Origin of the sequence: Corynebacterium sp. KPL4035 (assembly GCF_037908325.1) — a bacterium.
Classification (GTDB): Bacteria; Actinomycetota; Actinomycetes; order Mycobacteriales; family Mycobacteriaceae; genus Corynebacterium; species Corynebacterium kefirresidentii.
Genome location: NZ_JBBMGF010000007.1, coordinates 63,039 through 88,630, shown reverse-complemented (window position 1 = coordinate 88,630; position 25,592 = coordinate 63,039). Strand labels below are relative to the sequence as shown.

Here is a 25,592-nt window from a genome sequence, read left to right as displayed (position 1 = left end):
GCTGCTGGTGCAGAATCCGTGGAGCATATCCCGCGTAGTGACAGGTAACTTCCTGCGCTGCGCGGGTCCTTTTTGATAGAGTTGGTTAAATCCACTCTATGAGAAAGGAATCCTACATAATGAAACTTGCGGTAATTGGTGGGGATGGTATTGGGCCCGAGGTAACGGCTGAGGCTCTCAAGGTACTGCATGCCGTTCGCTCCGATATTGACACCACCGAGTATGACCTTGGTGCCCGGCGCTACCTACGCAACGGGGAGCTTCTCACGGATGCGGATTTAGCTAGTCTCCGCGAACACGATGCCATCTTATTGGGGGCTATTGGTGCCCCGGGTAAAGTGCCTCCAGGTGTATTGGAGCGAGGGCTATTGCTCAAGATGCGATTTGCGCTGGATCACTACGTAAACCTCCGTCCTTCCAAGCTGTATCCCACTGCTTCTTCGCCGTTGGCCGATCCTGGAGACATTGATTTTGTGGTGGTGCGCGAGGGCACCGAGGGGCTGTACTGCGGAAACGGTGGTACCTTGCGCGAGGGCACTGAGCATGAGGTGGCCAGTGAGGTATCACAAAACACCCGCTTTGGCGTGGAGCGCGTAGTGCGCGATGCCTTTGCGCGGGCTGAGCAGCGCCGCAAGCACCTGACCTTGGTGCACAAAACCAATGTATTGGTCAATGCGGGTGGGCTGTGGCAGCGCACTGTCGATGACATCGCCGCTGAGTTTCCAGAGGTTCAGGTGGATTACCAACATATTGATGCTGCGACCATTTATATGGTTACGGATCCGGCGCGATATGACGTAATAGTCACCGATAACCTTTTTGGAGACATTCTTACCGATCTTGCCGGTACCGTAGTGGGTGGCATTGGCCTTGCTGCCTCCGGAAATATTGATGCTTCAGGAGCGAATCCCTCGATGTTCGAGCCGGTCCATGGTTCTGCGCCGGATATCGCTGGGAAGGGGATTGCGGATCCGACGGCTGCTATTTTGTCGGCGGCCATGCTCCTTAGACACGTAGGCGATGAAGCCAATGCGCAACGGATAGAGGATGCGGTGGCGCAAGACGTTGCCCAACGCGGCGATGGGCCGGTGAATACCACTGACGTCGGCGACCGACTTTCGCGCGCCCTAGCTACATAGGAGCAAACCTGCCCTGCACGATGCGCTTGCCGACGCCCCCGGATCCGAACGGTTGCTTTCATCCCCTCTTCCAGGGGCTTGCAATGGCGTTTGAAAGAACACCGCAATTTACTCAAATTAACTAATTAACACCGTAACCTTTGCACACATGTAAAGGGAGCGATTGAGTAGGATTACCGTTATGCGTTTAGGACGAATTGCACACCCAGAAGGAATCTGTTTCGCCATTATCGATGGGCCGAAAGACGCCCCGATGCAAGAGCTAGTAGCAAAAGAAATTGCTGGCACGCCTTTCACTCCGCCGGAGCCAACCGGGCGCGAGTGGAAGCTTAACGAGGTTCGCCTCTTGGCGCCGACCCTGCCTACCAAGGTTGTGGCGCTGGGCCGCAACTATGCGGACCACGTTGCGGAAGTCTTCAAGAAGTCTGCCGATAGCTTGCCGCCCACCATCTTCATTAAGCCGTCCACCGCGGTCATCGGCCCGGATGCCGCGATCAAGATCCCAGACTATGCCACCAATGTAGAGTTTGAGGGCGAGCTTGCCGTAGTCATTTCCAAACCGTCGAAGAATATCAAGGCCGAGAACTGGCAAGACCACGTACTGGGCTACACCATTTGCAATGATGTTTCCTCCCGTGACCTGCAGTTCAAGGACGGACAATGGGCTCGTGCCAAGGGGATCGACACTTTCTGCCCGCTCGGCCCATGGATTGAGACGGATCTGGACAGCTTGAATCTGGATGACCAGAAGATTAATGCCTACCTGACACATGAGGGCTCTCGTGAGCAAAAGCAGGATTCCAATACGGACCAGATGATTGTGAAGATGGGCGGCATCTTAGAAGAGATTTCCGCCGCCTATACCTTGCTTCCCGGCGATGTCATTACTACTGGTTCACCGGCGGGCACCGCTCCGATGGTGCCGGGGGATACCATCGAAATCGAGATCCCAGGCCTGGGAACCCTACGCAATTCCATCGACCGTGCATAACTCCCACCAGAGCGAGCATCGCCCCTACGTTCCCACTCCCGCGGAAATGGAGGAGCGGTACCGCAGCACTGATCAAGTATGGTCGGGAAAACCGAACTCCACCCTTGTCGATTATGCTGCGGAGCTCGCGCCTGGCACGGCCCTCGGTGTTGGGTGTGGAGAAGGTGCGGACGCGCTCTGGCTTAAAAACCACGGCTGGGATGTGTTGGGCATTGACTTCGCCCCGACGGCCGTAGCCCGCACTCGCGCCCTCGGCGTTGCCGCACAGGTTGCTATGTTTAGTGGCTTTAGCCATGAGCCCTTTGACTTGGTAAGCGTCCACTACGGTGGGATACGCGCAACGTCGGAAGAGGTCGAAAAGCTTGAGCACTTGGTAGCTCCAGGGGGAACACTGCTTTTTGTTCACCACGATATGGAGTCCACAGAACTGGCGATGCCGGAATGGTTGGCGCACAACCTGCGCGAATTGGAAACTGTCACCCTAGCCCGCCGGGAGCGCCACTTGGCTGAAGGTGCAGGTGCGTACCACCGCACCGACGTCGTGCTCGTCGCCAAGCGCGTGGGCTAGAGGCTTAGCGCCTTCAAAATGGTGCGCAGCTTAGCGGTGGTTTCTTCCAACTCCGCTTGGGCATCAGAATCGCCGACGATGCCTCCACCAGCCCAAGCGCGTGCGGAGAGTCCATCGCCGGCAACCTCTGCGCAGCGAATGGCTACCATATATTCGCCGTCACCTGAACTATCGCACCAGCCGACCGCGCCGGCATAGAAACCACGGTCAGTCTCCGCAGTCTCAATAAGGGCTTGGGCGGCTTCGGCCGGGGTGCCACAGATAGCCGGTGTGGGATGGACCGCTAGGGCAAGCTCGAGCGCAGTCAAGTCTTTATCCTTGAGCGTTCCGGAAATCGGCGTGCCAAGGTGCCACATTTCATTTGTGCTTATCAGTTGTGGGACGTCCGGAATATCTAGTCGCTCGCACAATGGGGTGAGCGCCCGGCGCAGGTGGTCGACCACAAAAGCGTGTTCGTGGAGATCCTTGGAAGAATGCAAGAGGTCCTGTCCTGCGAGGTGATCCTCGGCCGCCAAGGCGCGGCGCGGAGACGAACCCGCCAAGGGAAAGGCTGACACAGTCGAGCCTTGACGCTTGACTAGAACCTCCGGGGAGGAGCCGACAAGCATCGCGCCCGGCCTTCCAGCGGGAGAGAGATCAGCAATGAACCCGTCACGGTTGGCGGAGAGATCGATAAGGCGCGCCGCCACGAGGCGCGGATCGATGGCTTCAGGGAATTCGATGTCTACCGCGCGGGCTAGAACTACCTTTTCTAGTTTGGAGGTTTCAATCGTGCCGATGGCTGCCTCCACGCGGCGAAGGTGTTCCTCAGGCTCTGGATCGAAGCCAACTACGCGGGAGCTTAAACTCTGGTTGCGATAATAAGCGTGCGGTTCCAGCGGGCCCTCTTCGCGGATGATGGCCTCCGGTACGGTTAGTGCCGCGGGGGTGTCCGAATCGAAGGGGATCGCACCGACGACCATCTCTACATCCTTGCTGCGGAGAGCGGAAATTGCCGCATCGGCGTCATTAAAAGTGTGGCGCGCCCCTTGGGTACGGACAGACCCCGTTGCCCGTGAGAGCAAAAAATCGGGGGCGGTGCTTGGTCTGTCTTCGTGCATGAAAATATAGCTTAATGCCTTGGGCTTTTCTTACAGAATTGAGTGTGCACTGGGCGTGTAAACAGTGTCTCTAGTGAAAAATGTGGTTAGTTTTAACCTTGTGGCTAATGTTACTAATTTTCTTCGCTATTTCCTTTACCTGATTGTTGTTGGTGTGCTGGCTTGCGGGGCGCTGCTGAGCGTGTCTCCTGCCCACGCGCAAGAAGCGCCTGCACCTGCACCGGCACCGGGGCCGGTACCCGAAAACGCGAAGCCGGTTATTCCGCAGCCAGATGGATCCCACCTCGTTCCAGAAGGCGTGAAAGAATCCACCCCGGCACCAGCAGATAAAGGTGCTGACCAAAACAACCCGGCACCTGCTCCTGAGGGATCATCGCTTCCGGAGCCGGCACCGCGGCCAGCGATGGTAGATACCAGCATCAACCCCAACCCGCCATTTAAGCCGGGCTCTATACAGTCGCTCACTATGGAGCACGAGGGAAAGACCCGCAGGTATCTATTGCGCATTCCCAATAACTATTCGCCGGAAAAGGCTGCGCCTGTTCTTTTCGGCTTCGGTGGATGGGGAGATTCCCCGGAAAACTATTCCAGCTACGCACGTATGCAGACTACTGAAGCTAATAATGAGGCAATCATCGTCTACCCGGAGGGTTTTGAGCGTGCTTGGGAGGCAGCACCTTATGCCAAGACGCACGACGGTGAGGACATCCGCTTCATCAAACGCATTCTTGACTCTGTGGACAAGGACTACCACGTTGACCGCAACCGCGTCTATGCCATGGGTATGTCCAATGGCGGCGGCTTTACCTCAGTGCTGGGCTGCCACGCCCAAGATACCTTCGCCGCTGTAGCCATGGTCTCGGGTGCTTTTTATAATCCGGTCGAGGTTAACTGTGCCGATGCGCCGATGAATACCCTCATCATGCATGGCGTCAATGACAAGATGATGACCTATGAAGGCGGTGACCGGCACGAGGCTGGCTACTTACCGGTGCGCACGGTGCTTGGCGGCTACCTGAAACGCAATCGATGCGACATGACCTTCCAGGCGACTCCAGAGGCTGGCGGTTCCGAACGCCTGAACTTTAATGGTTGCCAGAAGGACGTACAGCTGGTCAAGGTTCCGCAGGACCACACCTGGTTCTGGCAGCCAGATACTCCAAAGGTGGTCTGGGACTTCCTCTCGTCCAAGACCAGGGTATAAAACAGCGGCTCTTAGCCACGGATGAGGCCCAGAGGAGAGATCCTCTGGGCCTCGTTCTATGGTTGGCCGATAACTAGCACTGCGCTAGTCGACGCGCGGCAAGTGGGCCGTGGCATCATCGGCCGGCTGCTGCGCTGGGACCTTCTTCTTGCGGAAGAACCGGACATAGACCAGCAGGCCGATTCCGAGCACCAGAGCGAATGCGCCTAGTCCGGCTAAAAGGCCCGCCCAGAAGCTGCTTTTAGCCAGGGTGGCGGTATACGCAGCGGCATTAGTCAGTACATTTCCAGTGTTTTTGCCTTCCGCAGCGCCGGCATCCGGCACCCTCTCTGCACCAGCGGTGCCTGCGGCCTTGCCCTTGGTACGCTTTGCGGACTTTGCGTCCCGAGAGCCGGTGGACTTTTTGGCCGTCGAGTGGGAAGAACCGCTGGTGGAAGCAGAACGGTGTGAGCCCGTGCCAGCGCCTCCGCTTTTTCCGGATTTCGCAGTGGAGGCAGAATCATTGACACGGCTAGCCGAATGGTGGGTCGTAGCCCCAGAACCAGCACCAGACTTTCGCGTAGTACCAGAGGCGTGAGCCGAACCCGTGGACGGCGTCTTATGTGGCGCTCCATCCTTCCCAGCGTCTTTTTCCTTGGTGCGGGAGGGCTGCTGGCGCTTGCCCGCGCTGTCCTCGTCAGAACCCTTCTTGTCTTCTTGTGGCTTGCCACCTTCTAGGAATTTTTGGCCCTCCTGCAGGGTATTGTCGAGTTCTTTGTCTAGCCCGGCGATGGCTTTGTCTACGTCTTTGACGTCTTTTTCCAGTTGCTTGGGGCGGCTATTTGAGTCGCCACCGTTGCCGGTAGCAGCGTCCGCATCGGTATAGTCCACGCCGCATAGATCTTTCGCATCTGCCTGCTCGCCGACGAGGAAGCCAGCATGGAGGTGATGGCGGGAGCCGTCGGGAAGCTCGAAGGTAAAGCTCACCGCGTAAGTACCCGGCTCGGTAAAGGCAAAGGCCGGGTGGGAATGGGAGTTGCCGGGGTAGTCCCAGGCAGAGCCATCGGCAGTGTCCATAAGCACCTTGGGGTCACCAAGATTCACCTGGTAGGCCAGGATGCGGCCATCTTCGGGGCCCTGTGCGATAGCCATGCTCAAGTTAGCGGTATCTCCAGCGGCGAGGAGATCCTGAGACAGCTCTTGGGTATTAAAACCTAGCCAAGGAGCATCGGGGTCTTGCGTTTGCGGCAGAATCCAACCTTCATCGGGCAGGGAAGAATCACCGAGCTCCGATAGCGGTTGTTTAAGGCCATCAGATACCTCAATGGCGAAGGACTCAGAGTCATGTTCGATGCCCTTGTCATCATCTTTCACCGTGAAGCTGAGATCACCGGAATCGCCGCTGAGCGCCATGTCCTGGTGGCCCTTGGTGAGGAGGTCGAAGTCGTTGGAAGAGCATTCCTCGGTGGATTCTTCGGCATATGCGGTGGCGGGCTCGAAGGGTTCTACTCCCGCTCGCGGAAGGGCGCCGAGGCTAATAAGTCCGGCGGCGCCAAGGGCCACCGCGGTGCGGCAGACAGGTTTCATGAGGAGACGGATTCCTTTCGTGGGGTGGGGTGTGGGGCGTCGGAAAGCGAGGCACCTGCGTGCTTGCGGGCGCCGAGCAGTGGGTGGATAGCCCAAACGCCCAAGAAAATGACGGTGAGGGTGAGCACGATGGTGGCGCCGGCCGGTAAATCAATGGCCCATGCTAGGTAGATACCGAGGAAGCTAGATAGCGCGCCAATGAGGGCGGATAGCCACATCATGGTCGTGAGGTTTGCGCTAAGTAGGCGTGCCGTCGCGGCCGGAGTGATAAGCAGTGCGAGGACCAAGATATTGCCGATCGTGCTTACGGAAATGACCACTGCAGCCGTGACACACAGGTACAAAATGATATCCAGCACAAAGACGGGCAAGCCCATTGCGCGGGCAGTTTCCCGGTCCAAGCACGTGGCGTTGAGTTGGGGGCCAAAGGCTATAACGATGGCGATAACCACGGCACATACGCAGGCCGCGATGATGATATCGGTGCGGGATACGCCGGTGAGTGAGCCGAAGAGGAAGCTTGTCAACGAGGCACTATAACCATCGGTGCGCGAGATGATCACCATGCCCAAGGCGAAGGCCGCGGCGAAGAAGATACCGATGATGGAATCCGCTCGTACGTGGCGACGCTGCGAAAAGGCGGCGATGAGCAAGGCCACAACCGCACCGGCGACTGCGCCACCCACGAGCACCGAGGCTTGCAGGGCGAAGGCAATGGCTAGGCCAGGAAATACCGCGTGGGAGACGGCATCGCCAATAAAGGCCATGCCGCGCAGCACGACATAGCAGCCGATGACGCCGCACACGATGGCCGCCAGCAAGGAGATGCCTACCGCGCGAGCGAGGAAGTCAAGGTGGGGATTAACCAGGTCGCGCAGGAAATCGAGGAAGGAAATTTCTATCATGCGGAGACTCCAATGGAAGAAAGCAAAGGCGAACCGGCACGCACGCCAAAGGTGTGCGTCCACGGATCCGTCTGGCGAAGAAGGCGCGAAGCGGAATCATCGGCTACCACGGTGCCGTTAAAAAGAATGAGGCGGTGGCAGGAATGTGCGGCTTCAGAAAGGTTATGAGTGGACATAATGATGGAGGTGCCGCGGTGGGAAAGCTCTTCAAAAAGCTCGAGGAGCGATTCGGTATTGGGCGCATCTAGCCCGGTAAAGGGCTCATCGAGCAGCAGCACGTGTGGTTGTGTGGCGAGTGCCCGGGCGATGAGCACGCGCTGGCGTTGACCACCGGAGAGTTCTTCGATGGGGCGGGTAGAAAACTCTTCCATGTGAACCAAACGAAGCGCCTCTGCCGCCGCGGCGTGGTCCGTGGCGCGCGGTCGCTTGAGCCAGCCGATAAGGCCGGTGCGGCCGCTGAGAACGGTGCGATAGACATTGATGGGAAAGCCCCATTCCACCTCGTGGCGCTGGGGAACATACCCCACAGTGCCGGAGATGCTGCGAGTTCCGGAGGAAGGAATGAGCCCTAAAATCGCGCGCATGAGGGTGGTCTTACCAGCACCATTGGGCCCGAGGAGCCCGATGAATTCGCCCGGGCAGACAGTGAGGTTGGCATCGGTGATGACGCTGTGGTGCGAGAGCGAGACGTTGAGATCAGCAACGGAAATAAGCGGTTTAGCCACGGTTATCGCCCCGCTTGGCTGAACGCAGGGCGAGTCCCAGGGCCAGTAGCAGTACTACGGCGCCGACACCGGCGAGGACAAAGACCCAGGTGGGAATAGAGGAGCCCGCGGTCTGGGCATCGTCTGGATTCCAGGTGGTGTCCTGGGCCGCTTGGACGTCGGCATCATCGCCCACGGCGAAGGTGAGTACGCCATCGGTGCTGAAATCGGCACCGTCCTTGGTCTTGCCCTTTACCCTGATGCCTACCTGATGGGTGCCTGGCTCCGTAAACGTCCAGTTGGCGTGGGTGTGGGTATTGAGGTCTACCCAGAAGTCCTCGTCGCTCTTCTGCGCGGTGGACCACAAGAGCTGTGGCGCTTCGAAGCCGCCGTTTTGCAGGAAGAGGGAGAAATCGCCTGGCCCGGAATGGCCGAGAAATTCCATGGTGACTCCACGATCGGCGGCGTCGACAAGTGAGGGCGCCTGGGTATTCCACCCCAGCCAGGGAACACCGACTTGTTCGGTTTGGGGAACTACCCAGACCTTATCGCCGGATTCAGCGCCAACGAAGCCAAAGTCATCTGTATCGGGAAGGGTTTGTTGTGCCTTATCGCCCACGGAAAACACGAGGTCATCCAGGTGACGCCAGACTGGCTTATCGCCGGCATCATCGCGGGCCATAAGCTCAGAATCCGTGCCATCAAGCAGGGCACCAACGTCTACGTGACCGGTATCGATGACCTTTTCCTGGCCTTGTGGGGCAACGTGTTCATCGGCACCGACTACCTGGGCGAGGTCGCCCGCCCAAGCAGGACTGGTAGAAAATGCCAGGCCTGCAGTAAGGACGCAGGCGGCGGTGCGGGTGGCGGTACGAGTAGCGAATTTAAGCATTTTTATCTCCATCGGTGGGGGTGGGGGTGAGGCAGCGCTGAAGGGAATCAGCGTTAAATTTCATAAGTTCGATGTAGGAGCTGACGGTGTCATCGAACGTGTCGCCGTAGATGGGGCACAGCTCCACGCCTTGCTCCGCGGCAGCCTGCTTCAATGTCTCGGCGCTTGCCTGCTGCACGGGTTCTACAAACACCGCTGGCAGATGTAGGTTCTCCAGCGTGCGGCGCAAGGAAATGACTTCGCGTGGGGAAGGCTCGATGGCCGGATTGGGAGTGACGAAGCCGGCCACCGACATGTCATATCCTTGCTCCAGATAGGCGTAGCCGTGGTGGGTCGTCACGAGGTGCCGGTTTTCTTTAGGGATAGAAGAAATGGCGCGGTCAACATAGGTATCCGTATTCCGCAAGCGCTGGGTGTAGGCCTCCGCCCGTTGGCGGTAGGACGCCCCGTGGGAAGGATCTGCTTGCGCCATTTCCTCGGCAATGACATCGACGTAGGCGATGGCGTTGTCCACGTTGTGCCATAGGTGCGGGTCCACCTCGCCGTGGATGTGCTTACCTAGGACCGCCTGCGGCAATAGGTAGGTATCCGCGCCCGGCCTGCCCAGGAAGCGGTAGGCAGGATCAAGCGGAATGGGCTGCAGCACTGAAGAGGGGATGGACACCACGGTGGTGGCAGGGTCGAAACGCTTGTCCTGATCGCGCAAGTCAATGCTGTGCTTGGCTAGGTCACCTGCAATATCCAGGTGTCCGGAATCTATCACTTGCATGCCTTTAGGTGGGTTTACTCCCACGGCCACAGTGAGGTGTTGGACGTCGGTGCCGTCTGCTTGGAACCCGAGGTGATAGATCCCTGGCTGGGAAAATCCCCAAGAGACGTGCGTGTGGGCGTTGGCCGGCAGGGTTACTGAGTCTTCTTTTTCATCGATGCCATCGGCCGAGTTAAAAAGGACCTCCGGGGTGCCGAAGGTAGAGACCACATAGGCCGCGACGTTACCTGGTCCGTCGGCAGAGACCATGCGGAAGTCCACTCCGGAAGAGCGCTGTTGTGCGCCGCTGATACGCAGGCCCAGCCAAATTGCCTCGAGCGAGACATCTTCTACCAGCGGCACGAGAGTGGCACCGCGAGTGGAGGCAGCATCGGCGACTTCCACCACGGGGGCATCGGTGGATTCGTGCAGCGTATCGATGAGAGACTGCGGCTCCAGCAAGTAGCCATTGCTCAGCGCCAAGTCGGCATTGGCAACATCGCGTACCGTGCGTAGCGTTGGCTCAAAGGTATGCGGATCTTTTCCACTGGGGATAAGGCTTTGTACGCGGGCATCTTCTCCCGCAATGTTGCGCGCGAGATCCGCGAGGATCGGGGTGGTGGCCACCACGGTGAATTTCTCTCCGTCTCCAGCATCCAACGCGGCCGAGGGGGCACAACCAGTGGCCAGCAGGCAGGAGCCCAGCAGCGCGCCAATGGTCCGAAGCCTGCGTCTATGGGAAAGCGCACGCGCCATTAGTCCGCTGCCTTAGCTACAGCTAGGCGGGCAATGCCCAGGCCGAGGAAGAGCATGCCCAAGCCCAGTGCTCCGATGCCAAAGGGAACAATGGGAGTCCCCGTATTGGCTAAAGAACCGCCCTTGCTGGGGGCCTGCGCGGCCTGGCCAGTGCTTGTTCCGGTACTTGTGGAAGAGCCACCAGCGCTTGCCGACGCCCCACCTGCCGCAGCACCATCCCCGCAGTCTCCGCCCTCCGGATTTACCGCAGCGCCTAAGTCGAAGTGCCCGTTGTCAAAGGCTTCCGCCGGCTTGTCGCCGCCGACCACGAAGTGAAGTGTCGCTTCGCCGGCGACTTGCTTGCCCTCATCGGTCTTGGCCACCTGGCGGATGGTGACGTCATAGGTGCCCTGCGCACCAAAGACCCAGTTGGGGTGCACGTGCGTATTGGGGGCAATCGAATAGGTGCCCTCCGCCGCATCGGCATTGCCTCGGAACCACTCATCGCCCACAATCTTTCCCAGTCCGCCCTGGGAGTAGACCATCATCGGGCCAGGGCCCTTGAAGCCTGCTAACTCCCAGGTGACATCGCCAGGGATATTCTCGCGCATGGTCGGACTTTGGGTATTAGCACCGAGCCACGGCACGCCATCGACCTGGGTAGAACCAATCATCCACGCCTGACCAGCTGGCACTGGGCCTACCTCTTGGGGCAGATCGACGCTGGATTTATCGGAGAGATAAAAGGTAGCGCCATCAGCATCGCGCCACTGGGAAGGAGAGACAGTATCGTCCTTGATTTGCGGCGTCATACCCGGGGTGCACTCTTTATCCGTAGCTGCACCGGATTTATCTGCGGCTGCAGCGCCGCCCTTGTCTGCTGAACGCGGGGTGCTCGTAGCTTCTTGGTCATTGCTAACCTCGCCGGTATCAGCCGATCGATCGGCTGCGGATGCTTCGCCGCCGTCGCCCACCTCCCAGGTGTAGGTCACAGCATTGCTGGATTCGCCGTTGGAATGGGCTTGCACCGTCATGGTGTACGTGCCGGCCTCGCTAAAGGCCCAGTTGACGTGCCGGTGAGCAGGATTGGGCTGGTTGATGACCTCGCCGCTGGTGAGCTCCATTGAGCCGGAATCGGTCACCGTCTTCACATCGCCAAAGCCGCTGGTCTCAAAGACATAAACAGAACCCGGGCCGGAAACTTCGGCGAATTCTAGGTCAACGTTGTCAAAGCCGCCATCGCGTGCAGGCTGGGTATCCCAGCCCGGCCAAATGATGCGTTGATCCTGGGTCTGCGGCAGGAAATAGGTGGGCTGGCCGATCTCCGGCACGGCCTCGGTGGCATCGGACCAAGCGTCCTCCACAACCTTGAGCACCACATCATCGCCGGAGCGTGGAACGCTCGATCCAGTGATGTCTTCCTTCATCGATAGGTGTAGCTGACCATCTGGGGCCGTGACATAAAAGGCGTCTACGTGGCCAGAGTCGAAGACCTCATCAAAGGCAAGTGCCGCGGCGGGGGAGAAGAAGGCCAGTGCTGTGGCAAAGACGGCGGCGAATACGTGAATGAATCGGCGCCGCAGCGGGACGCGCCGAGGGGCAAAGGAGGGTGAATGATGCATTGTGGTTTCCCGTCTAGTTGGTGGGGTAGAAGAGGCTTAGAAGTTGAGACCGAAGCGTTTGCGGATGAGGTCCTCGTTATCGCGGAAGAAGTTATAAAAGGCCTTGAAAACCACCACGAGAACCGCTGGGAGGACCAGGCTCCACGGGCTAAATGAGGAACCTGTCGGCTCTTCTGGCCTACCGGGGTGAGCTGGCTTGTCCGGCGTATCTGGGGTGGATGGTTGGGTGGAAGGCTTCTGGGAAGGCTCCGCGGAAGGCCTATCCGTTGGACTTTCGCTGGGCTCTCCGCTCCCAGAGGTGCCCGGCGCGCGGAAGGAACAGGAATCCAACGTCTTATCGCCCACGGCAAAGGTGAGGGTTTGGGGCGCGGACTTTAGCTCCTTGCCGTCTGTGCCCGTGGCCGTATAGGTGGCCTCAAAGGTGTACAAGCCAGGCTTGGAAAAGGCCCAGTGCGTATGGGTATGGGCCGGAAAGTTGGTTTCGATGGTGTAGTCTTTAGCCGCAGAATTGGCGAGGACCGAAAAGCCCTTACCATGGGTGCCATCGATGAATGCGCCCCACTCGGCGCCGTCCGGCGTGGAGGTGGGCTTCAAGTTGAGGTTGACGGCATTGTCCTTGGTTAAGGAATAGTCCAGATCCTGGGTGTTATAGCCTGGCCAAATGATGTTTTGGTCCTGGGTTTGCGGCAGGTGATAGAAGCGCTCACCGGGCTTTCCTAGAAAATCAAACTCCTTGCCCGCGAGCTTCTTATTGCGTGGGGTAAGAGCATTATCGTGTACACCGAGTACAACATCATCGAGTTTGCGGTCAACAGATTTCTTGTCTACCTGCGCCGTGTCATCGCGCAGAACGGTTGCAAAGCCTCCCTCGGCAGGCTGGGCCTTGATATCTACATGCCCACGGTCTAATAGGTACTTGTCGCTGCATTGTGCATTGCCGGTTTGCGGTTTTTCGGTGCCTGGCTGCGGCGCTGAAGACGGAGTACCTTGCTCGCCGGGAGTAGTCTCCGGTTCGTCAGTGGAAGTAGAAAACTTCCCATTGACTTCATAATTTTCGCCGAAAGCAAAGGACTCGGTGATTACGCTGCTGGCATGTCCGGCCTTCAGAGTGGAATGGGGGAAGAGGTCAACCTTGGCAAAATAGCCCTTGAAGTACTCGCCCTCATCAAAGGAGACCTCGCCGTGGCCATTAGTAATAGGGGTTTCCAGATCCACGGTGGGGTATTTCGCCCCTTTGGTGTCATAGAGCCCGCCGGTGAGTAGGCCGTTGAAGTTTTTATCTTCGGTATCCACCACGATCTTGGTGCCGCCATCGCCCTGCTTGCGCATGCGGATGGTGTAGCCCAGTTCCTTTAGCTCGGTTTCCTGGGTGGGGGCAAGCTGGCGCGGCTGGGAGGTTTCCTGCCACGTATCAGCGGCGGCAGAAGAATCGGTGTGGCTGGATTTACCGGGTTGGAAGTCAAGAGGTTGGGATATCCAGCGTGGGGCATCACCCTCTGAGGTAAATACAGCCTGCACCTGGGAAGGGTCGGGGCCCATGTATTCGTCCCACTGAGCATGCCCATCCTTAACGGGAAGGTCGGTGAGGAAGTAGCCGTCGATAAGCAGCGTAAGGGTGCCTTGCGCCTTGTTCTTGGCATCGAAAGAGATGGTGGTGAGCTTGTCATCACCGTCTTTTTCGGGATTGGACTTCGGCGCCATGCGCAGGCTGTAGCCTGCAGCAGCGGCGTTACCGGCTGCGGATTGTGCGAAGCGTTCCTTGAGGCTCGGCGTCTTTTCTTCTTTGGGTTTCTGCCCGCCCACTTGGATGGTGGTGGTCTGTGGCTCATTGGCTATGAGCTGGCCGTCCCTTCCGCGCGCACTAGTGCGGTAGGTCAGGCGGTATCGTCCGGGCTTGGTAAACAGCGTGGAGTTGTGCGTATGCGTGCCGGCAACAAGGTAAGCAGAGTGCGGCGAATCCGGGAAGGAACCGAGCATGCGGTGCAGCTGGGTGCCGGCCTCATCATCTTTATTGGTAAAAAGCTCTACCTCGCCGGGGCCATCGACGCTGAGCAAATCAAGGAACGCGACCCCGTCACGGAATTTGTCCGTGGGCAAGGAGGTATCGGCGCCAAAGCCCAGCCAAATGGGTGAAGTATTGCCGGATACTTGGTGCGGCGCTGTGTAGTAGGTTGTACCAGGTGCCCCAATGTAGTCTTGGGTCCCGTTTGCCGGAAGCGTATAGAGATACTGGTTGCTGTTATCCGTGGCGCTGTAGCCCTTGCCCACCCAGGCAACGGTGTCGGCTATCGGGGGCTCTTGACCGCCAAACTCGGATTTCAGGACGAAATCGTTGTTCTCCCAGAAAGACTTGGGGGAGTCAACGTGGGTATTGGTAGCGATGTGCTTGCCATCATCCGGGCCCGCGACAGCCGTGGCGGGAGTGATTAGCGCCAACGTGCTCAGCGTGGCAAGGAAACGGGTGCGTGGGGAAGCCACAGTTGGGAAGGCCTTTCTACAGTTCTCACAAGTTCACCAGAAACTATAGAAAATGATTCCCATAACCTGTTAGCCCTAATGGAAGTCAGTTTCATTGACCTGTGGTTTTGTAGTGAAACCTATTTCCAATTACCCCAATTTGCGTGTAGGAATAAACTGCAAACCGCTACGCGCCGGGCAGGTTTCAGGGGCGCCTGGGCTGGTGCGGACTGGAATCGGCGGCTCCACTACGATGGTGGGCATGACTGAAGTACGCGTTAGATTCTGTCCATCCCCAACCGGCACACCGCACGTAGGCATGGTGCGCACCGCACTATTCAACTGGGCCTACGCCCGTCATACCGGCGGAAAGCTGGTATTTCGCATCGAGGACACCGATGCCGCCCGTGACTCTGAAGAGTCCTACCAGGCCATCATTGATTCCCTGACCTGGCTCGGGCTGGGCTGGGATGAGGGCATCAATGTTGGTGGCCCGCACGAGCCTTACCGTCAGTCCCAGCGCATGGACATCTACAAGGAAGTCCTAGACAAGCTCATCGAAGGTGGCTTTGTCTACCCGGCATATTCCACCGCCCAAGAGGTAGAGGAGCGCCACAAGGCGGCTGGCCGTGACCCGAAGTTGGGCTATGACAACTTTGACCGTGATCTCACCCAGGAGCAGATCGACGCTTTTGAGGCCGAAGGCCGCAAGCCGGTGTGGCGCCTACGCATGCCGGATCAGGACTGGACCTGGACTGACTTGGTCCGCGGGGAAATGACCTTCAAGTCTGAAACCCAGCCGGATTACGTGGTTGCTCGTTCCAACGGTGCGCCGCTCTACACCCTGGTTAACCCGGTGGATGATGCCCTAATGCGCATCACCCATGTGCTGCGCGGTGAAGATCTGCTGTCTTCTACTCCGCGGCAGCTCGCGCTTTACGACGCCCTGCAGAAGATCGGCATTGCCGAGTTCACTCCAGAGTTTGGTCACCTACCGTTCGTGATGGGCGAGGGTAATAAGAAGCTCTCTAAGCGTGATCCGCAGTCCAACCTGTTCAACCACCGTGATAATGGCATTATCCCGGAGGGCATGCTTAACTATCTCTCCCTGCTAGGGTGGTCGCTGTCTGCAGACCAGGATATTTTCAGCATGGAAGATTTGGTGAAGAACTTTGATGTCCACGATGTGCTGGGGAATCCGGCCCGCTTTGATCAGAAGAAGCTCGAGGCTATCAATGCCGACCATATCCGCCAGCTGGAACCAGAAGAGTTTGCCTTCCGTCTGCGCAACTACCTGACGGAATACACCGACTTCCCGGCCGACTATGACGGCGAGAAATTTGCCTTCGCGGCAGATCTGGTACAGACCCGTATCAAGACGCTTTCCGATGCTTATGGCCTCATGAGCTTCTTGGTTACCCCAGATGCGGAACTTCAACTCGATGAGAAGGCAGCGAAGAAGAGCCTCAAGGAAGAGGCCGTGCAGCCTCTGGAGGTAGGTATTGAAACCCTCGAAGGCGTTGCCGAGTGGAAGACCGAGAATATCGAGGCGGCCCTTTCCCAGGCGCTTATTGAAGACCTAGAGCTGAAGCCTCGTAAGGCTTATGGTGCGCTGCGCGTAGCTATTTCTGGTGCCCAGGTTTCCCCACCGCTCTTTGAGTCCATGGAGCTGCTGGGTAAGGAATCTACCTTGGCCCGCCTGCGTGCCGCACGCAAGGTGACTCCCTACGTCCCGGCGGCGCAGTAGGTAACGCTGCGGCAAGCGCTGCAGTCAACGCTGGGATTAAGAACTCCTCTCGCGTTAGCGCGGTGGATGACGGCTGAACTACAGCACTGTCATTCACCGCATTTTTAATGCCGCCTTTATGGGCTGAAAAAGCGTTATGCGCTGGCGATTTGGCAGTTTACGCGAAGATCATTATAGTTATTACACGTTGCAGCGAGCAAGGGAGAACGGCTGAAAGGCAGTTAGCTTCCCTAGCGAGTCAGCAAATGGCCTATGGTGTAATTGGCAACACAGCGGTTTCTGGTACCGCCATTCTAGGTTCGAGTCCTGGTAGGCCAGCAGTGAAAATGCTTTAATGGCAGGCTCACTAGTTCTATGCCCCGTTCGTCTAGCGGCCTAGGACGCCGGCCTCTCACGCCGGTAACACGGGTTCAAATCCCGTACGGGGTACAAAGACCTCCAGCTTAGTGCTGGAGGATTTTTCATATCCGAGGCGGTATCTTTTCGGGGCTTAAAGGGGGGAGGTATCGATTGCGACGTGTCGTCTAAAAATCACGTGGAGATGTGGTCAAGCATGGGGGACTGGATATAACCTAACCCCGGACCATTGGTAGCTTTCGCGCAGGCAGCGACGCGCCGCCGGTAAGACCAGGGTTAAGACCACTGCGAACTTGCGCGAACCCCTTCCAGTCCTGCAAGTACAGGCATAGACTGCAAGTACAGCAGAAAACAGACAGAAAGGAGAGCGGGTGACAGAAATCGAAACGCACCACAGCGAAGGCGCACAGGCCGAAAGCATAGCCAGGTAGTAACGCTATAATCCACAACTTCCTTCCCACTAACATTTGTACGAAGTATAGGAGCCTGCAGTATATGCACTTCGACGCACAGCGCCATCCCGAGTCCTACTAGCACAGCGTTCTCGGCCACGGACTATCCACAGATTGCTTGCGGAATAACCACTGATTCGATCCGCACCTCGGCCATGAAGAAACCTCACTGCAGTAGAAGACTCGGGACCCTTTTCGTTTTCCTAGCCTCCGCCCTCAAAACCGCCCCTAAGCGTGCGATTTGTGCTCAGTTAACCCATCGTTTACTCTTAACGAGTCCGCAACGCACAGTGTGTGCTTGCTGCGAACGCGCCCCGTTCGTCTAGCGGCCTAGGACGCCGGCCTCTCACGCCGGTAACACGGGTTCAAATCCCGTACGGGGTACCAATAGCAAGCTGCGAGCTTAATGGCTCGCAGCTTTTTGTTTTTTAGTTCCAGGCGCATTTTTTGCGGTTGGTGGCCCATAAATCTCTCGGCCCTCAGGCGCCTGTATTCTTCAATTCTCGCTCGATTCTCGTCGAGCGCCCTAAACAGTGCAGCAGGCGGCGTTGCACCTCCCTACAGTGAGTTCTGAGTGGTCAGCTGCGCCCTGCGCTAGACCGCAGCAAGAAAGAAGCCCAACGGGCCGTGAAACGGCTCGCTGGGCTGTGTAGAGGAGGGCGTCGCCAAGCGCTGGCTATGCCATCACCTTCGTCTTCTTAATCGCCTTTTGTAGGCGCTTATGATAGGCGTCCATGGCGCGGCGTATAAGGAGCCCGACGAGCAATGCTGGGATGGTAAACAGCAGCAGCATGCCCAGCTCACGCCAAATATCGCCATGGTAGATGCCCGCGATGGCGCTGCGGAAGGCATCGATAGCATAAGTAGCTGGCAACCAAGGGCTCACGTTCTGGAACCATTCAGGCAGCAATGGCAACGGGTAGGCTCCGCCGGAACCAGACACTTGTATCACAAGCAGCAATACCGCCAAGGCCTTGCCGGCACTATCGAGTGTGATGACCAGTGAGTAAATGATCAACATGAATACCAGCGAAACTACCCATGCTGCGAACATGAGCATGAATGGATGTGCAGGCTCGATTTGGACGAAGAAAATGAGGCTAAGCACCACCAAGGTGGCTTGAGCCAGACCGACCAACGCAAGCGTGGCAAGGCGACCGAAGAATGCCTGGCCACGGGTGAAATCGCTTTCGTCGTACTTTCCGTTCTCGTCTTTTCGCAAGTACTTGCGCTCGGCGTTGGTATGGACCAGCACGCACGCCAAGAGGGCACCTACCCACAGCGACAAGGTGAGGTAGAACGGTGTCATGCCTACGCCGAAGGCGGCCACAGGATAGACCGGTTCACGGTCCACAGCCACAGGAGCAGCAATGCGGGAGGCGAGCAGCTCTGGGTCAGAGCCAACGATATCGGCCAGTTTGCTTAGGTCGCCGCCATGGCGAACCTCGTCGATCTTGCGTCCCATGTCCGCGAAACGGCCGCTTTGCTCCCGCAGGGTGTCAGCGAGGCCAGCAGTAGTATCGCGGGCGCGGGCCAGGCTTTGTTGTGGTGACTCGTTATTGCGAGAAACCGAGTCGCGAATACCAGCTATGTCCTGCTTAACAGCATCAATATCGCCGGCCACCACAGAGACGCTTTGGTTGAGCTGATCCAGCTGGGGCTTGAGGTTCTCGTTATAGGAAGTGCGCGCCTTCTCTGCGGCGTGCTTCGCATTGGCGATGGCATCCTTGGTGCGCTGGCGCGATTCTTGCGAGGTACCACGGCCCTGCTCAATATCATCGGCGGTCGAAACCAACGAATCATGTAGCGCGTTGCTCTGGGCGATAGAAGCATCAATCTGGCCCATCAACGCCTTATAGCCGCCAGCGACTGGAGCCGGCAGCGCCGCTTTATCGGCTTGCTCCTTGATGGAAGCGCGTACGCCCTCAAAGGCGCTCGTTTGCTCATCTACACGTTCAGCTGCGGTGCGGTAGGTCTGCGCCGTTTGTGCGGTGGCGTTACTTGCGTTATTGAGCAACTCATCCACCTGGGCAGAAAGCGCATCGTAGCTTTGCGTAGTAGCCGCTAAGGAAGCGTCTAATGAACCTGCAGAGTCATTGAGGGTGGAGCGCAGAATGTCGATGGGGTTTTCGCCTTGGGCATTGTCCGTCTCCGTGGCCTGGCGGCCGGCCTCGGCGAGGATATTATCCGCTGCCTGCGTAAGCGGCAGGGTGGAATCGACAAGATTGCTTAGTGCACCTACGGTTCCTGAAGCCGCATCGAGGCGAGTGCTGACATTATTGATGCGGTTGTGAAGGTTATTGAGTGCCGTCTGGGTGTCGTCTTCGTTGAGGTATTTATCTAAATCGGATACGACGCCGAGGCCAACATTGGACACCACGCGGGTGAAGGACTCGTCGATTTTTTGAATGACGCCGTCCGCACTCTTTTGCGTGATGGTGGTAGACAGCGCGTTCTTCTTCTCATTGGTATAGAGATTGAGCTTGCTGGGCTCGGTTCCTTCTACATAAAAGGTAAGCAGATCCGCGCTGAAATCCTTTGGCAGGACGATGCCGGCATAGTATTCACCGGATTTTGTTCCCTCGACCGCATCGGCGCTGTCGGTAATGACCCAATCAATATCGTGATTGCGGCTGAGCTGCGAGAGTACTTCATCGCCCAAATTAAGCTTCAATGAGGCTAGGTCGCTTTCGTGTCCCTCATCTTCGCTGGCAACAGCAATCTTGAGCTGGTTGGTATTGGAAAAAGGATCCCAGCTGGCGAGCACGTTGAAGGAGGTAAAAAGCAATGGAATGATAGCAAGACCGAAGATAATGACTGCGGTCATGACATTGGTGCGAATGGCGTGGAGGTCATCGCGGAGAATGGTCAGAACGTTTTTCATGACTTACTCGCCGCCCTTTCCGGAGTCATCGCCTTCAACGGCGGGTATTTCTTTGGTCTCGGTGGTATCAGCAGGTGCGGATTCCTCGTCCAAATCTTCCAGGAGGTAGCGGTTTGGATGTTCCTGCTGGTGCTCGAGGTGCTCCTGGATTTCCTCGTCGCTAAGATCCGCCAGGCGGTTATCATGTGCGATGCTCTGCTTGACGTACTCGAGGGAACAGATAACACCCACCGCGATGAGCGTAACCAGGCAGGCCAGGCCGAAGATGATGGCCTTTTCTCCAGGGTTAATGCGTGAGTAGATACCCAAAGCGACAACCAGCGCCAGGCCCACCGCCACGGTGATTTTCATCAACTGAGAGTAGTTCCTGCGCGCCATGCCCCACTTATTCTCAAGGCTTTGTTGATAAGCCTCGCGGTCGTTCAAGGCATAGAGGAGATCGGTGAAACGGTAGCGGCTTCCTACAAGGTGGACCTGTTCATTGATAACCAATCCACCCTTGCGCAGTTCGTCGTTGACCAACATATTGACGTTGGACAAGCCACGGCGCATCACCGAACCGATGAGGTAAGCAATCGCCGCCATGCCGATGAGGGCGCAGAGATCACGTGCGTAATGGTTACCGTAGAAACCTCCGACGGTTTCTCGCATGGCGTCAATGCCGTAGGTAAAGGGGAGGAACGGGTGTACCGCACGGAAGAAATCTGGCGTCATCTCAATCGGGTAGAGGCCGGAAGCGCCAGGAATCTGGATGAAGGCAAAGACCACCGCGATGCCTCGGCCCACGTGGCCAAACGTAGACACCAAGCTATAGGTAATGCTCAGATAGCACAGGCCGACGATGACTGCGGTACCGACATAAGCCACTGCATTGGCATGCTCCACTCCAATGGCAAGGTTGCCGATGGACACGATGAGCGCCTGGGCGATGGCAAAGAAGGAGAGTAGAAGGAAGCGGGCAAAGTACGCCTTGGTGATGGTGAGGTTCTTGCGGCCCTGCGGGTCTACCTCAGCGCGGAAGATGATGAGCAGCATGAAAGCGCCGATCCACAACGTGAGGTTGATAAATAGGGAGGACATGCCCGAGCCATAGTGCTTCACCGGGAAGACGGCGTGGCTTTCCATCTCCGCAGGGGAGGCAAGGAAGGAGGAAACCTCGTCGGTATTGAGGCCCTTGACTGACTGCAGGATGGAATTGTTATTGGCGGTATTACTCAACGCCAGCACATCGCTGCGGGAGGCCCGGAGTCCCTGTTCAATGCCATCGAGGTCTACAGAAAAGCGCTCGACCACCTGTTGGGCTTGGTTGAGCTGCTTGTCGACGCCGCCTAAGAGCCCATCGGTCTGGCCCACCAGTGCCTTTTGGCTTTCGAGCGAGGCGGAAAGTTTTCCGGTGGTAGCTGTGACGTCGGAAAGCGCGGCATTGAGCTTGGGCAAGCCTTCGGCCACATTATCGCGCAGCGCGTGGGAGTCATCGCGCGTTTGGGCAGCCATCTTATCCAGCAAGCTCGTTGTCTTATTGAGCGAATCGATGGTGTCGTTGGTATCGCCGTTGAGAGAGTCCAGGTCACCGAGGACTGCGCGGTTCTGATTATTGCGTTCACGCAAATCTCCCACCTGATCTTTAATCTGCTGGGAAACCTGCGGGGGCAGGGCTGGAGATGAGGCGAGCTTATCGAGCTGGTCAATAGCCCGATCCGCTTCACCAACGATGCCTGCTGCGCCAGCAGAAGCGGCATCGACGCGAGTGAGGGCACCGCGTAGCTTGCCAGATACCGAGCCCACGGTAGCGTTGGCAGAAGCAGTGCCGTCTGCCAACGCGGTCGTTCCTTCCACATAAGCGGCCGTGGCGTCATCGGAGAAAGAAGTGACCTCGCGCTGGACCTCAGCGGTAATGGAATTAACTTCGTTCAACGCGGTCTGCGCGTCATCGACGGTCTGTTGGACCGTACCGAGCGATTCGCGGGCTTGCGCGATAGTCGGGCGTGCGTCATCGATGGTGGCGTGAACGTCGGCCAACTGGCTGCGCGAGTTGGCTACAGTGTCTGCGGTTTCCGAAAAAGAATCCGCGGTATCGCCCGCGGAACGGTTAATCTTCTGGCTTAAATCACCACCGGAATTTTTAAGCTCCGTCGCCACTGAATCTGCCACCTGCTCATTGAAAGTAGTGCTAATAGTGGTATCCAGAGTCGAAGCGCCGGTATCAGTAATCTTCGGCGCGATTGCATTGAGCTTTTCGTTAACGTGGTATTCGAGCGTGGGCTGAGAATACGTACCTTTAAACAGGCTGACGAAATCGGCCGAGAAGTCCTCGGGCACTATTACCGAGGCGAAGACGTCGCCCTTCTTAACGGCGTCCTCGGCTTCTTGCCTGTCCATGAATTGCCAGCCAAGCCTGTCGTTATCATGCAGCTTGTCAATCATTTGTCCGCCGACGTCTAAGTGGCCGGTCATCTCCGAGGTGGCGCCCTTGTCCTCATTTACAACGGCGACCTTGAGGTGTTCTGTGTTTCCGTAGGGATCCCAGAAACCGGAGATGTTTACCCAGGAATACAGGGCTGGGGTGATCATCAAACCAATAAGGATCACCCAGACCTGCGGGGTCCGCCACAAGCGGACAAAATCTTGGAGAAAAATCTTCCAACTAGTAATCACTCGAAGAACCGTAGCACCCAACCGGAAAGAACTAATAGTCTGACTGTCAGTTTTAACAGAAATGAGAGAGTGTGTCCTGTCGAGCTCGCAGATATGTTTCTGGTGTGAATTTCGGGGCGCTCTTTAGCGGAAGGGTAGACATAGAAATGGCCGCCGAGACCCACAAGGTGAAGGGCCGAGGCGGCGCATACTGAGGGGCTAAGCCCCGAGCTGCAACTAGTGCTCGTCGTAGTGATCGCCGTGTGCGGCGTGGCGGTGGCCGTCGTGCAGGTAGTCCACATGGTCGCCGTGCGGGATTGCTACGTGGCCGCAGCCTTCACCATGAGTGTGGTCGGTGTGAGCCTCGGCTTCTACGTGCTCGGTGGTCTCGCACTCGTCCCAGTGGCCATCGTGCTCACGGTGGATATGACCTTCGTGGAGGTAGTCGGTGTGGTCGCCGTGTGGGAAGGATACGTGGCCGCAATCGGTGCCGTGGGTGTGGGTGTGGTTCTCGTGGGTGGTGTGGGTCATGATGACTGGTCCTTTCTGGCGGGGATTAGTCCCCGTTGTTTTCAACGTATTTTCATTAAATCGTATTTTCAGTTTGGTTTCAATAGCTGGCGGCGAGTTTCCTCAAATTTTTTTAAGTGAGTGGAAAAAGGCAATGCCCGTCTCTGCAAGGATTGGGCAGAGACGGGCATGGTGGGGGCGAGGGGAAGCTTAAAGCTGGCTGCTCAATTCGCGAGCGGCTGCCGTGAGGGTATCCGCGTACTTTTGGGCGGGTGATGGCTGGAAGCGCTCGACAGATCCGGAAATGGACAAGACTGCCAGGAAAGTTCCGGCTTCGTCGAAAACCGGTGCAGAAATAGAGGCTAGCCCGGCTTCGCGTTCTTCAATGGACTCTGAATACCCTTGGCTCCTTGCCGCTTCGATGTCCTGGAGAGTAAACGAGGCGTCTTCGATATTGACCTCTATATAGGCGGCAATGATGCGCGCTGCGGATCCGGAGCTAAGTGGTAGCTGGCGTCCGACGGGGACGACATTATGAAGGCCAGACTCGGGTTCCCTAGTGGCAATACAGGTGCGGGTATTTCCAGTGACCTCGTAAAGCTGGATGGACTCGCCGGTGTCTTCGCGCAGCTTCTCCATAATTGGACCCGCCACTTCCAGTAGGTGGTCACGGTTGCCAGGGAGGGCTGGACCGGCCTTCCACTTTCCTTCGGGGGTGCGAACGAGGATGCGGTGCGCTTCCAGTGCGGTGGCTAGCCGGTGTGCCGTCGCCCGAGGTAGGCCCGTGGTTTCACATAGTTCGTTGAGGGTGGAGGGGTGGTTGGCGGCGGCCATCATGATGGCCATTGCTCGATCCAACACTTTAATTCCGGAAACTGCGCTATACTCTCCCATACAATGAAATCTACGTCCCAAATTATGAGATTTCAAGTGTGGAGAGATGTTTATGAACCAGAAGCTGACATTGGCGGAAAAAGTGTGGCGCGATCACGTCGTCCAACCCGGTGATGCTGGGGCACCAGACCTCATCTTTATTGACTTTCAGCTACTACATGAAGTTACCAGTCCACAGGCCTTTGATGGTCTGCGGCTGGCTGGGCGCACACTGCGCCACCCTGAACTGCACTTGGCAACCGAGGACCATAACGTTCCCACGCAAGGCATTAAGTCTGGCAACCTCTTGGAAATCAAGGATGAGGTTTCTCGCACCCAGGTATCGACCCTGCGTAAGAACTGCGAGGAATTTGGTGTGCGCTTGCATTCCATGGGAGATGCACAGCAAGGCATTGTCCATACAGTTGGCCCACAATTGGGTATCACCCAGCCAGGTATGACCATTGTCTGCGGCGACTCGCATACCTCCACCCATGGTGCCTTTGGCTCAATCGCAATGGGCATCGGCACCTCTGAGGTGGAGCACGTCATGGCCACGCAGACGCTTTCCTTGAAGCCCTTTAAAACGATGGCGATTGAGGTGACGGGCGAATTACAAGAGGGAGTCTCCGCCAAAGATCTCATCCTGGCCATAATCGCCAAAATCGGTACCGGCGGCGGACAAGGTCACATCATTGAGTACCGTGGTGAGGCGATCCGCAGGATGTCCATGGAAGAGCGCATGACTATCTGCAATATGTCTATTGAGGCAGGAGCCCGCGCCGGCATGGTCGCCCCAGATGAGACCACCTTTGAATATGTGAAGGGACGCGAGTTTGCTCCCAGCGGGGCGGACTGGGACGCTGCGGTTGACTATTGGAAGACGCTTCCCACCGACGAGGGGGCGGAATTCGATACCGTCGTTGAGATTGATGGTTCTGCCTTGACCCCGTTTGTTACGTGGGGAACCAATCCTGGACAAGGTCTGCCATTAGGGGAGAGTGTTCCAGATCCAGAAGACTGCGGTGACGACAATGAAAAGGCCACTGTAGAAAAGGCCCTCCAATATATGCACCTGCAGCCGGGGACTCCGCTGCGCGATATCAAAATAGATACCGTATTCGTCGGCTCATGCACCAACGCTCGCATTGAAGATTTGCGCGCCGCTGCCGGTGTGGTCAAGGGCCGCACCATCGCCGAAGATACGCGGATGCTGGTAGTGCCGTCTTCAGCAGCTGTCAAGGCCCAAGCAGAGGAAGAAGGCTTAGATGAGATCTTCCGCCAGTTTGGAGCCGAATGGCGTACCGCTGGTTGCTCGATGTGCCTAGGAATGAATCCAGACCAACTAGCGGCGGGAGAGCGCTCAGCTTCAACCTCCAACCGCAATTTCGAAGGCCGACAAGGCCCAGGTGGGCGCACACACCTAGTCTCGCCCCAGGTGGCTGCCGCTACAGCCGTGACCGGATACCTGTCTAGTCCTGCTGACCTGAATTAAGCGCTTAGA

General features: G+C 57.4%; 18 protein-coding genes and 3 tRNA genes. 9 read left to right on the top strand and 12 right to left on the bottom strand.

Annotated features, from left to right (window positions below; genetic code table 11):
- The first annotated feature begins 119 nt into the window (after nt 1-119).
- From WMP96_RS07815 to WMP96_RS07805, 3 genes are all read left to right on the top strand, one after another.
- On the top strand, nt 120-1,139 hold the full coding sequence (locus tag WMP96_RS07815; RefSeq protein ID WP_301716154.1) for a 3-isopropylmalate dehydrogenase: 1,020 nt from the start codon (nt 120-122) through the stop codon (nt 1,137-1,139).
- Nucleotides 1,140-1,320: 181 nt separating this feature from the next.
- Nucleotides 1,321-2,130 carry a fumarylacetoacetate hydrolase family protein gene (locus WMP96_RS07810; protein ID WP_049360951.1) on the top strand — a complete coding sequence of 270 codons (810 nt, stop codon included), beginning with the start codon at nt 1,321-1,323 and terminating at the stop codon, nt 2,128-2,130.
- Nucleotides 2,131-2,176: 46 nt separating this feature from the next.
- Entirely contained in the window at nt 2,177-2,698 is a 522-nt protein-coding gene (locus WMP96_RS07805) for a class I SAM-dependent methyltransferase (RefSeq protein ID WP_340432801.1), read from the top strand.
- On the opposite strand, the gene WMP96_RS07800 is transcribed toward WMP96_RS07805, so the two are convergent.
- Nucleotides 2,695-3,798, bottom strand: a complete 1,104-nt coding sequence (locus WMP96_RS07800) for an isochorismate synthase (protein ID WP_023021695.1) — start codon at nt 3,796-3,798, stop codon at nt 2,695-2,697. The genes WMP96_RS07805 and WMP96_RS07800 overlap by 4 nt on opposite strands.
- Nucleotides 3,799-3,898: 100 nt before the next feature.
- On the opposite strand from WMP96_RS07800, the gene WMP96_RS07795 reads away from it, so the two are divergent.
- Nucleotides 3,899-5,002, top strand: a complete 1,104-nt coding sequence (locus WMP96_RS07795) for an alpha/beta hydrolase-fold protein (protein WP_301716153.1) — start codon at nt 3,899-3,901, stop codon at nt 5,000-5,002.
- A gap of 84 nt (nt 5,003-5,086) precedes the next feature.
- On the opposite strand, the gene WMP96_RS07790 is transcribed toward WMP96_RS07795, so the two are convergent.
- From WMP96_RS07790 to WMP96_RS07760, 7 genes are read right to left on the bottom strand one after another with little or no spacing between them, the layout of a single operon-like run.
- On the bottom strand, nt 5,087-6,568 hold the full coding sequence (locus WMP96_RS07790; protein WP_340432728.1) for a choice-of-anchor M domain-containing protein: 1,482 nt from the start codon (nt 6,566-6,568) through the stop codon (nt 5,087-5,089).
- A complete protein-coding gene (locus WMP96_RS07785) occupies nt 6,565-7,473 on the bottom strand; it encodes an anchored repeat-type ABC transporter permease subunit (protein ID WP_023021692.1) in 909 nt (302 codons plus the stop codon). The genes WMP96_RS07790 and WMP96_RS07785 overlap by 4 nt, the downstream gene beginning before the upstream one ends.
- Nucleotides 7,470-8,198, bottom strand: coding sequence for an anchored repeat-type ABC transporter ATP-binding subunit (locus WMP96_RS07780; RefSeq protein ID WP_239205634.1), 729 nt, complete (start codon nt 8,196-8,198; stop codon nt 7,470-7,472). Before WMP96_RS07780 ends, WMP96_RS07785 begins: the two co-directional genes overlap by 4 nt.
- Complete coding sequence (locus WMP96_RS07775) at nt 8,191-9,069, bottom strand: choice-of-anchor M domain-containing protein (protein WP_023021690.1); 879 nt, start codon at nt 9,067-9,069, stop codon at nt 8,191-8,193. The genes WMP96_RS07780 and WMP96_RS07775 overlap by 8 nt, the downstream gene beginning before the upstream one ends.
- The gene (locus tag WMP96_RS07770) at nt 9,062-10,573 is read right to left on the bottom strand and encodes an anchored repeat ABC transporter, substrate-binding protein (protein ID WP_301716150.1); all 1,512 of its coding nucleotides are present in this window, start codon (nt 10,571-10,573) and stop codon (nt 9,062-9,064) included. Before WMP96_RS07770 ends, WMP96_RS07775 begins: the two co-directional genes overlap by 8 nt.
- The gene (locus WMP96_RS07765) at nt 10,573-12,174 is read right to left on the bottom strand and encodes a choice-of-anchor M domain-containing protein (RefSeq protein ID WP_301716149.1); all 1,602 of its coding nucleotides are present in this window, start codon (nt 12,172-12,174) and stop codon (nt 10,573-10,575) included. Before WMP96_RS07765 ends, WMP96_RS07770 begins: the two co-directional genes overlap by 1 nt.
- Before the next feature lie 36 nt (nt 12,175-12,210).
- Complete coding sequence (locus WMP96_RS07760) at nt 12,211-14,652, bottom strand: choice-of-anchor M domain-containing protein (protein ID WP_301716148.1); 2,442 nt, start codon at nt 14,650-14,652, stop codon at nt 12,211-12,213.
- Between the two features lie 232 nt (nt 14,653-14,884).
- On the opposite strand from WMP96_RS07760, the gene gltX reads away from it, so the two are divergent.
- The 4 genes from gltX (at nt 14,885) to WMP96_RS07740 (ending at nt 17,574) form a co-directional block, all read left to right on the top strand.
- Entirely contained in the window at nt 14,885-16,378 is a 1,494-nt protein-coding gene (gltX, locus tag WMP96_RS07755) for a glutamate--tRNA ligase (protein ID WP_340432798.1), read from the top strand.
- 246 nt (nt 16,379-16,624) lie between these two features.
- Nucleotides 16,625-16,696, top strand: a tRNA-Gln gene (locus WMP96_RS07750).
- Between the two features lie 38 nt (nt 16,697-16,734).
- Nucleotides 16,735-16,807 (top strand) — tRNA-Glu (locus tag WMP96_RS07745).
- Nucleotides 16,808-17,498: 691 nt separating this feature from the next.
- A tRNA-Glu gene (locus WMP96_RS07740) sits at nt 17,499-17,574 on the top strand.
- A gap of 289 nt (nt 17,575-17,863) precedes the next feature.
- Here WMP96_RS07740 and WMP96_RS07735 read toward each other — a convergent pair.
- The 4 genes from WMP96_RS07735 to WMP96_RS07720 form a co-directional block, all read right to left on the bottom strand.
- Nucleotides 17,864-20,071: a YhgE/Pip domain-containing protein gene (locus tag WMP96_RS07735; RefSeq protein ID WP_301716147.1), complete on the bottom strand. Its 2,208-nt coding sequence runs from the start codon at nt 20,069-20,071 to the stop codon at nt 17,864-17,866.
- A 3-nt stretch (nt 20,072-20,074) separates the two neighbouring features.
- Nucleotides 20,075-22,726, bottom strand: coding sequence for a YhgE/Pip domain-containing protein (locus WMP96_RS07730; protein WP_239270271.1), 2,652 nt, complete (start codon nt 22,724-22,726; stop codon nt 20,075-20,077).
- 216 nt (nt 22,727-22,942) lie between these two features.
- Complete coding sequence (locus tag WMP96_RS07725; protein WP_023021683.1) at nt 22,943-23,236, bottom strand: hypothetical protein; 294 nt, start codon at nt 23,234-23,236, stop codon at nt 22,943-22,945.
- Between the two features lie 189 nt (nt 23,237-23,425).
- Nucleotides 23,426-24,109: an IclR family transcriptional regulator gene (locus WMP96_RS07720; protein ID WP_301716146.1), complete on the bottom strand. Its 684-nt coding sequence runs from the start codon at nt 24,107-24,109 to the stop codon at nt 23,426-23,428.
- A gap of 52 nt (nt 24,110-24,161) precedes the next feature.
- Here WMP96_RS07720 and leuC point away from each other — a divergent pair, with 52 nt between their 5' ends.
- Complete coding sequence (gene leuC, locus WMP96_RS07715) at nt 24,162-25,583, top strand: 3-isopropylmalate dehydratase large subunit (protein ID WP_301716145.1); 1,422 nt, start codon at nt 24,162-24,164, stop codon at nt 25,581-25,583.
- Nucleotides 25,584-25,592 lie beyond the last annotated feature (9 nt).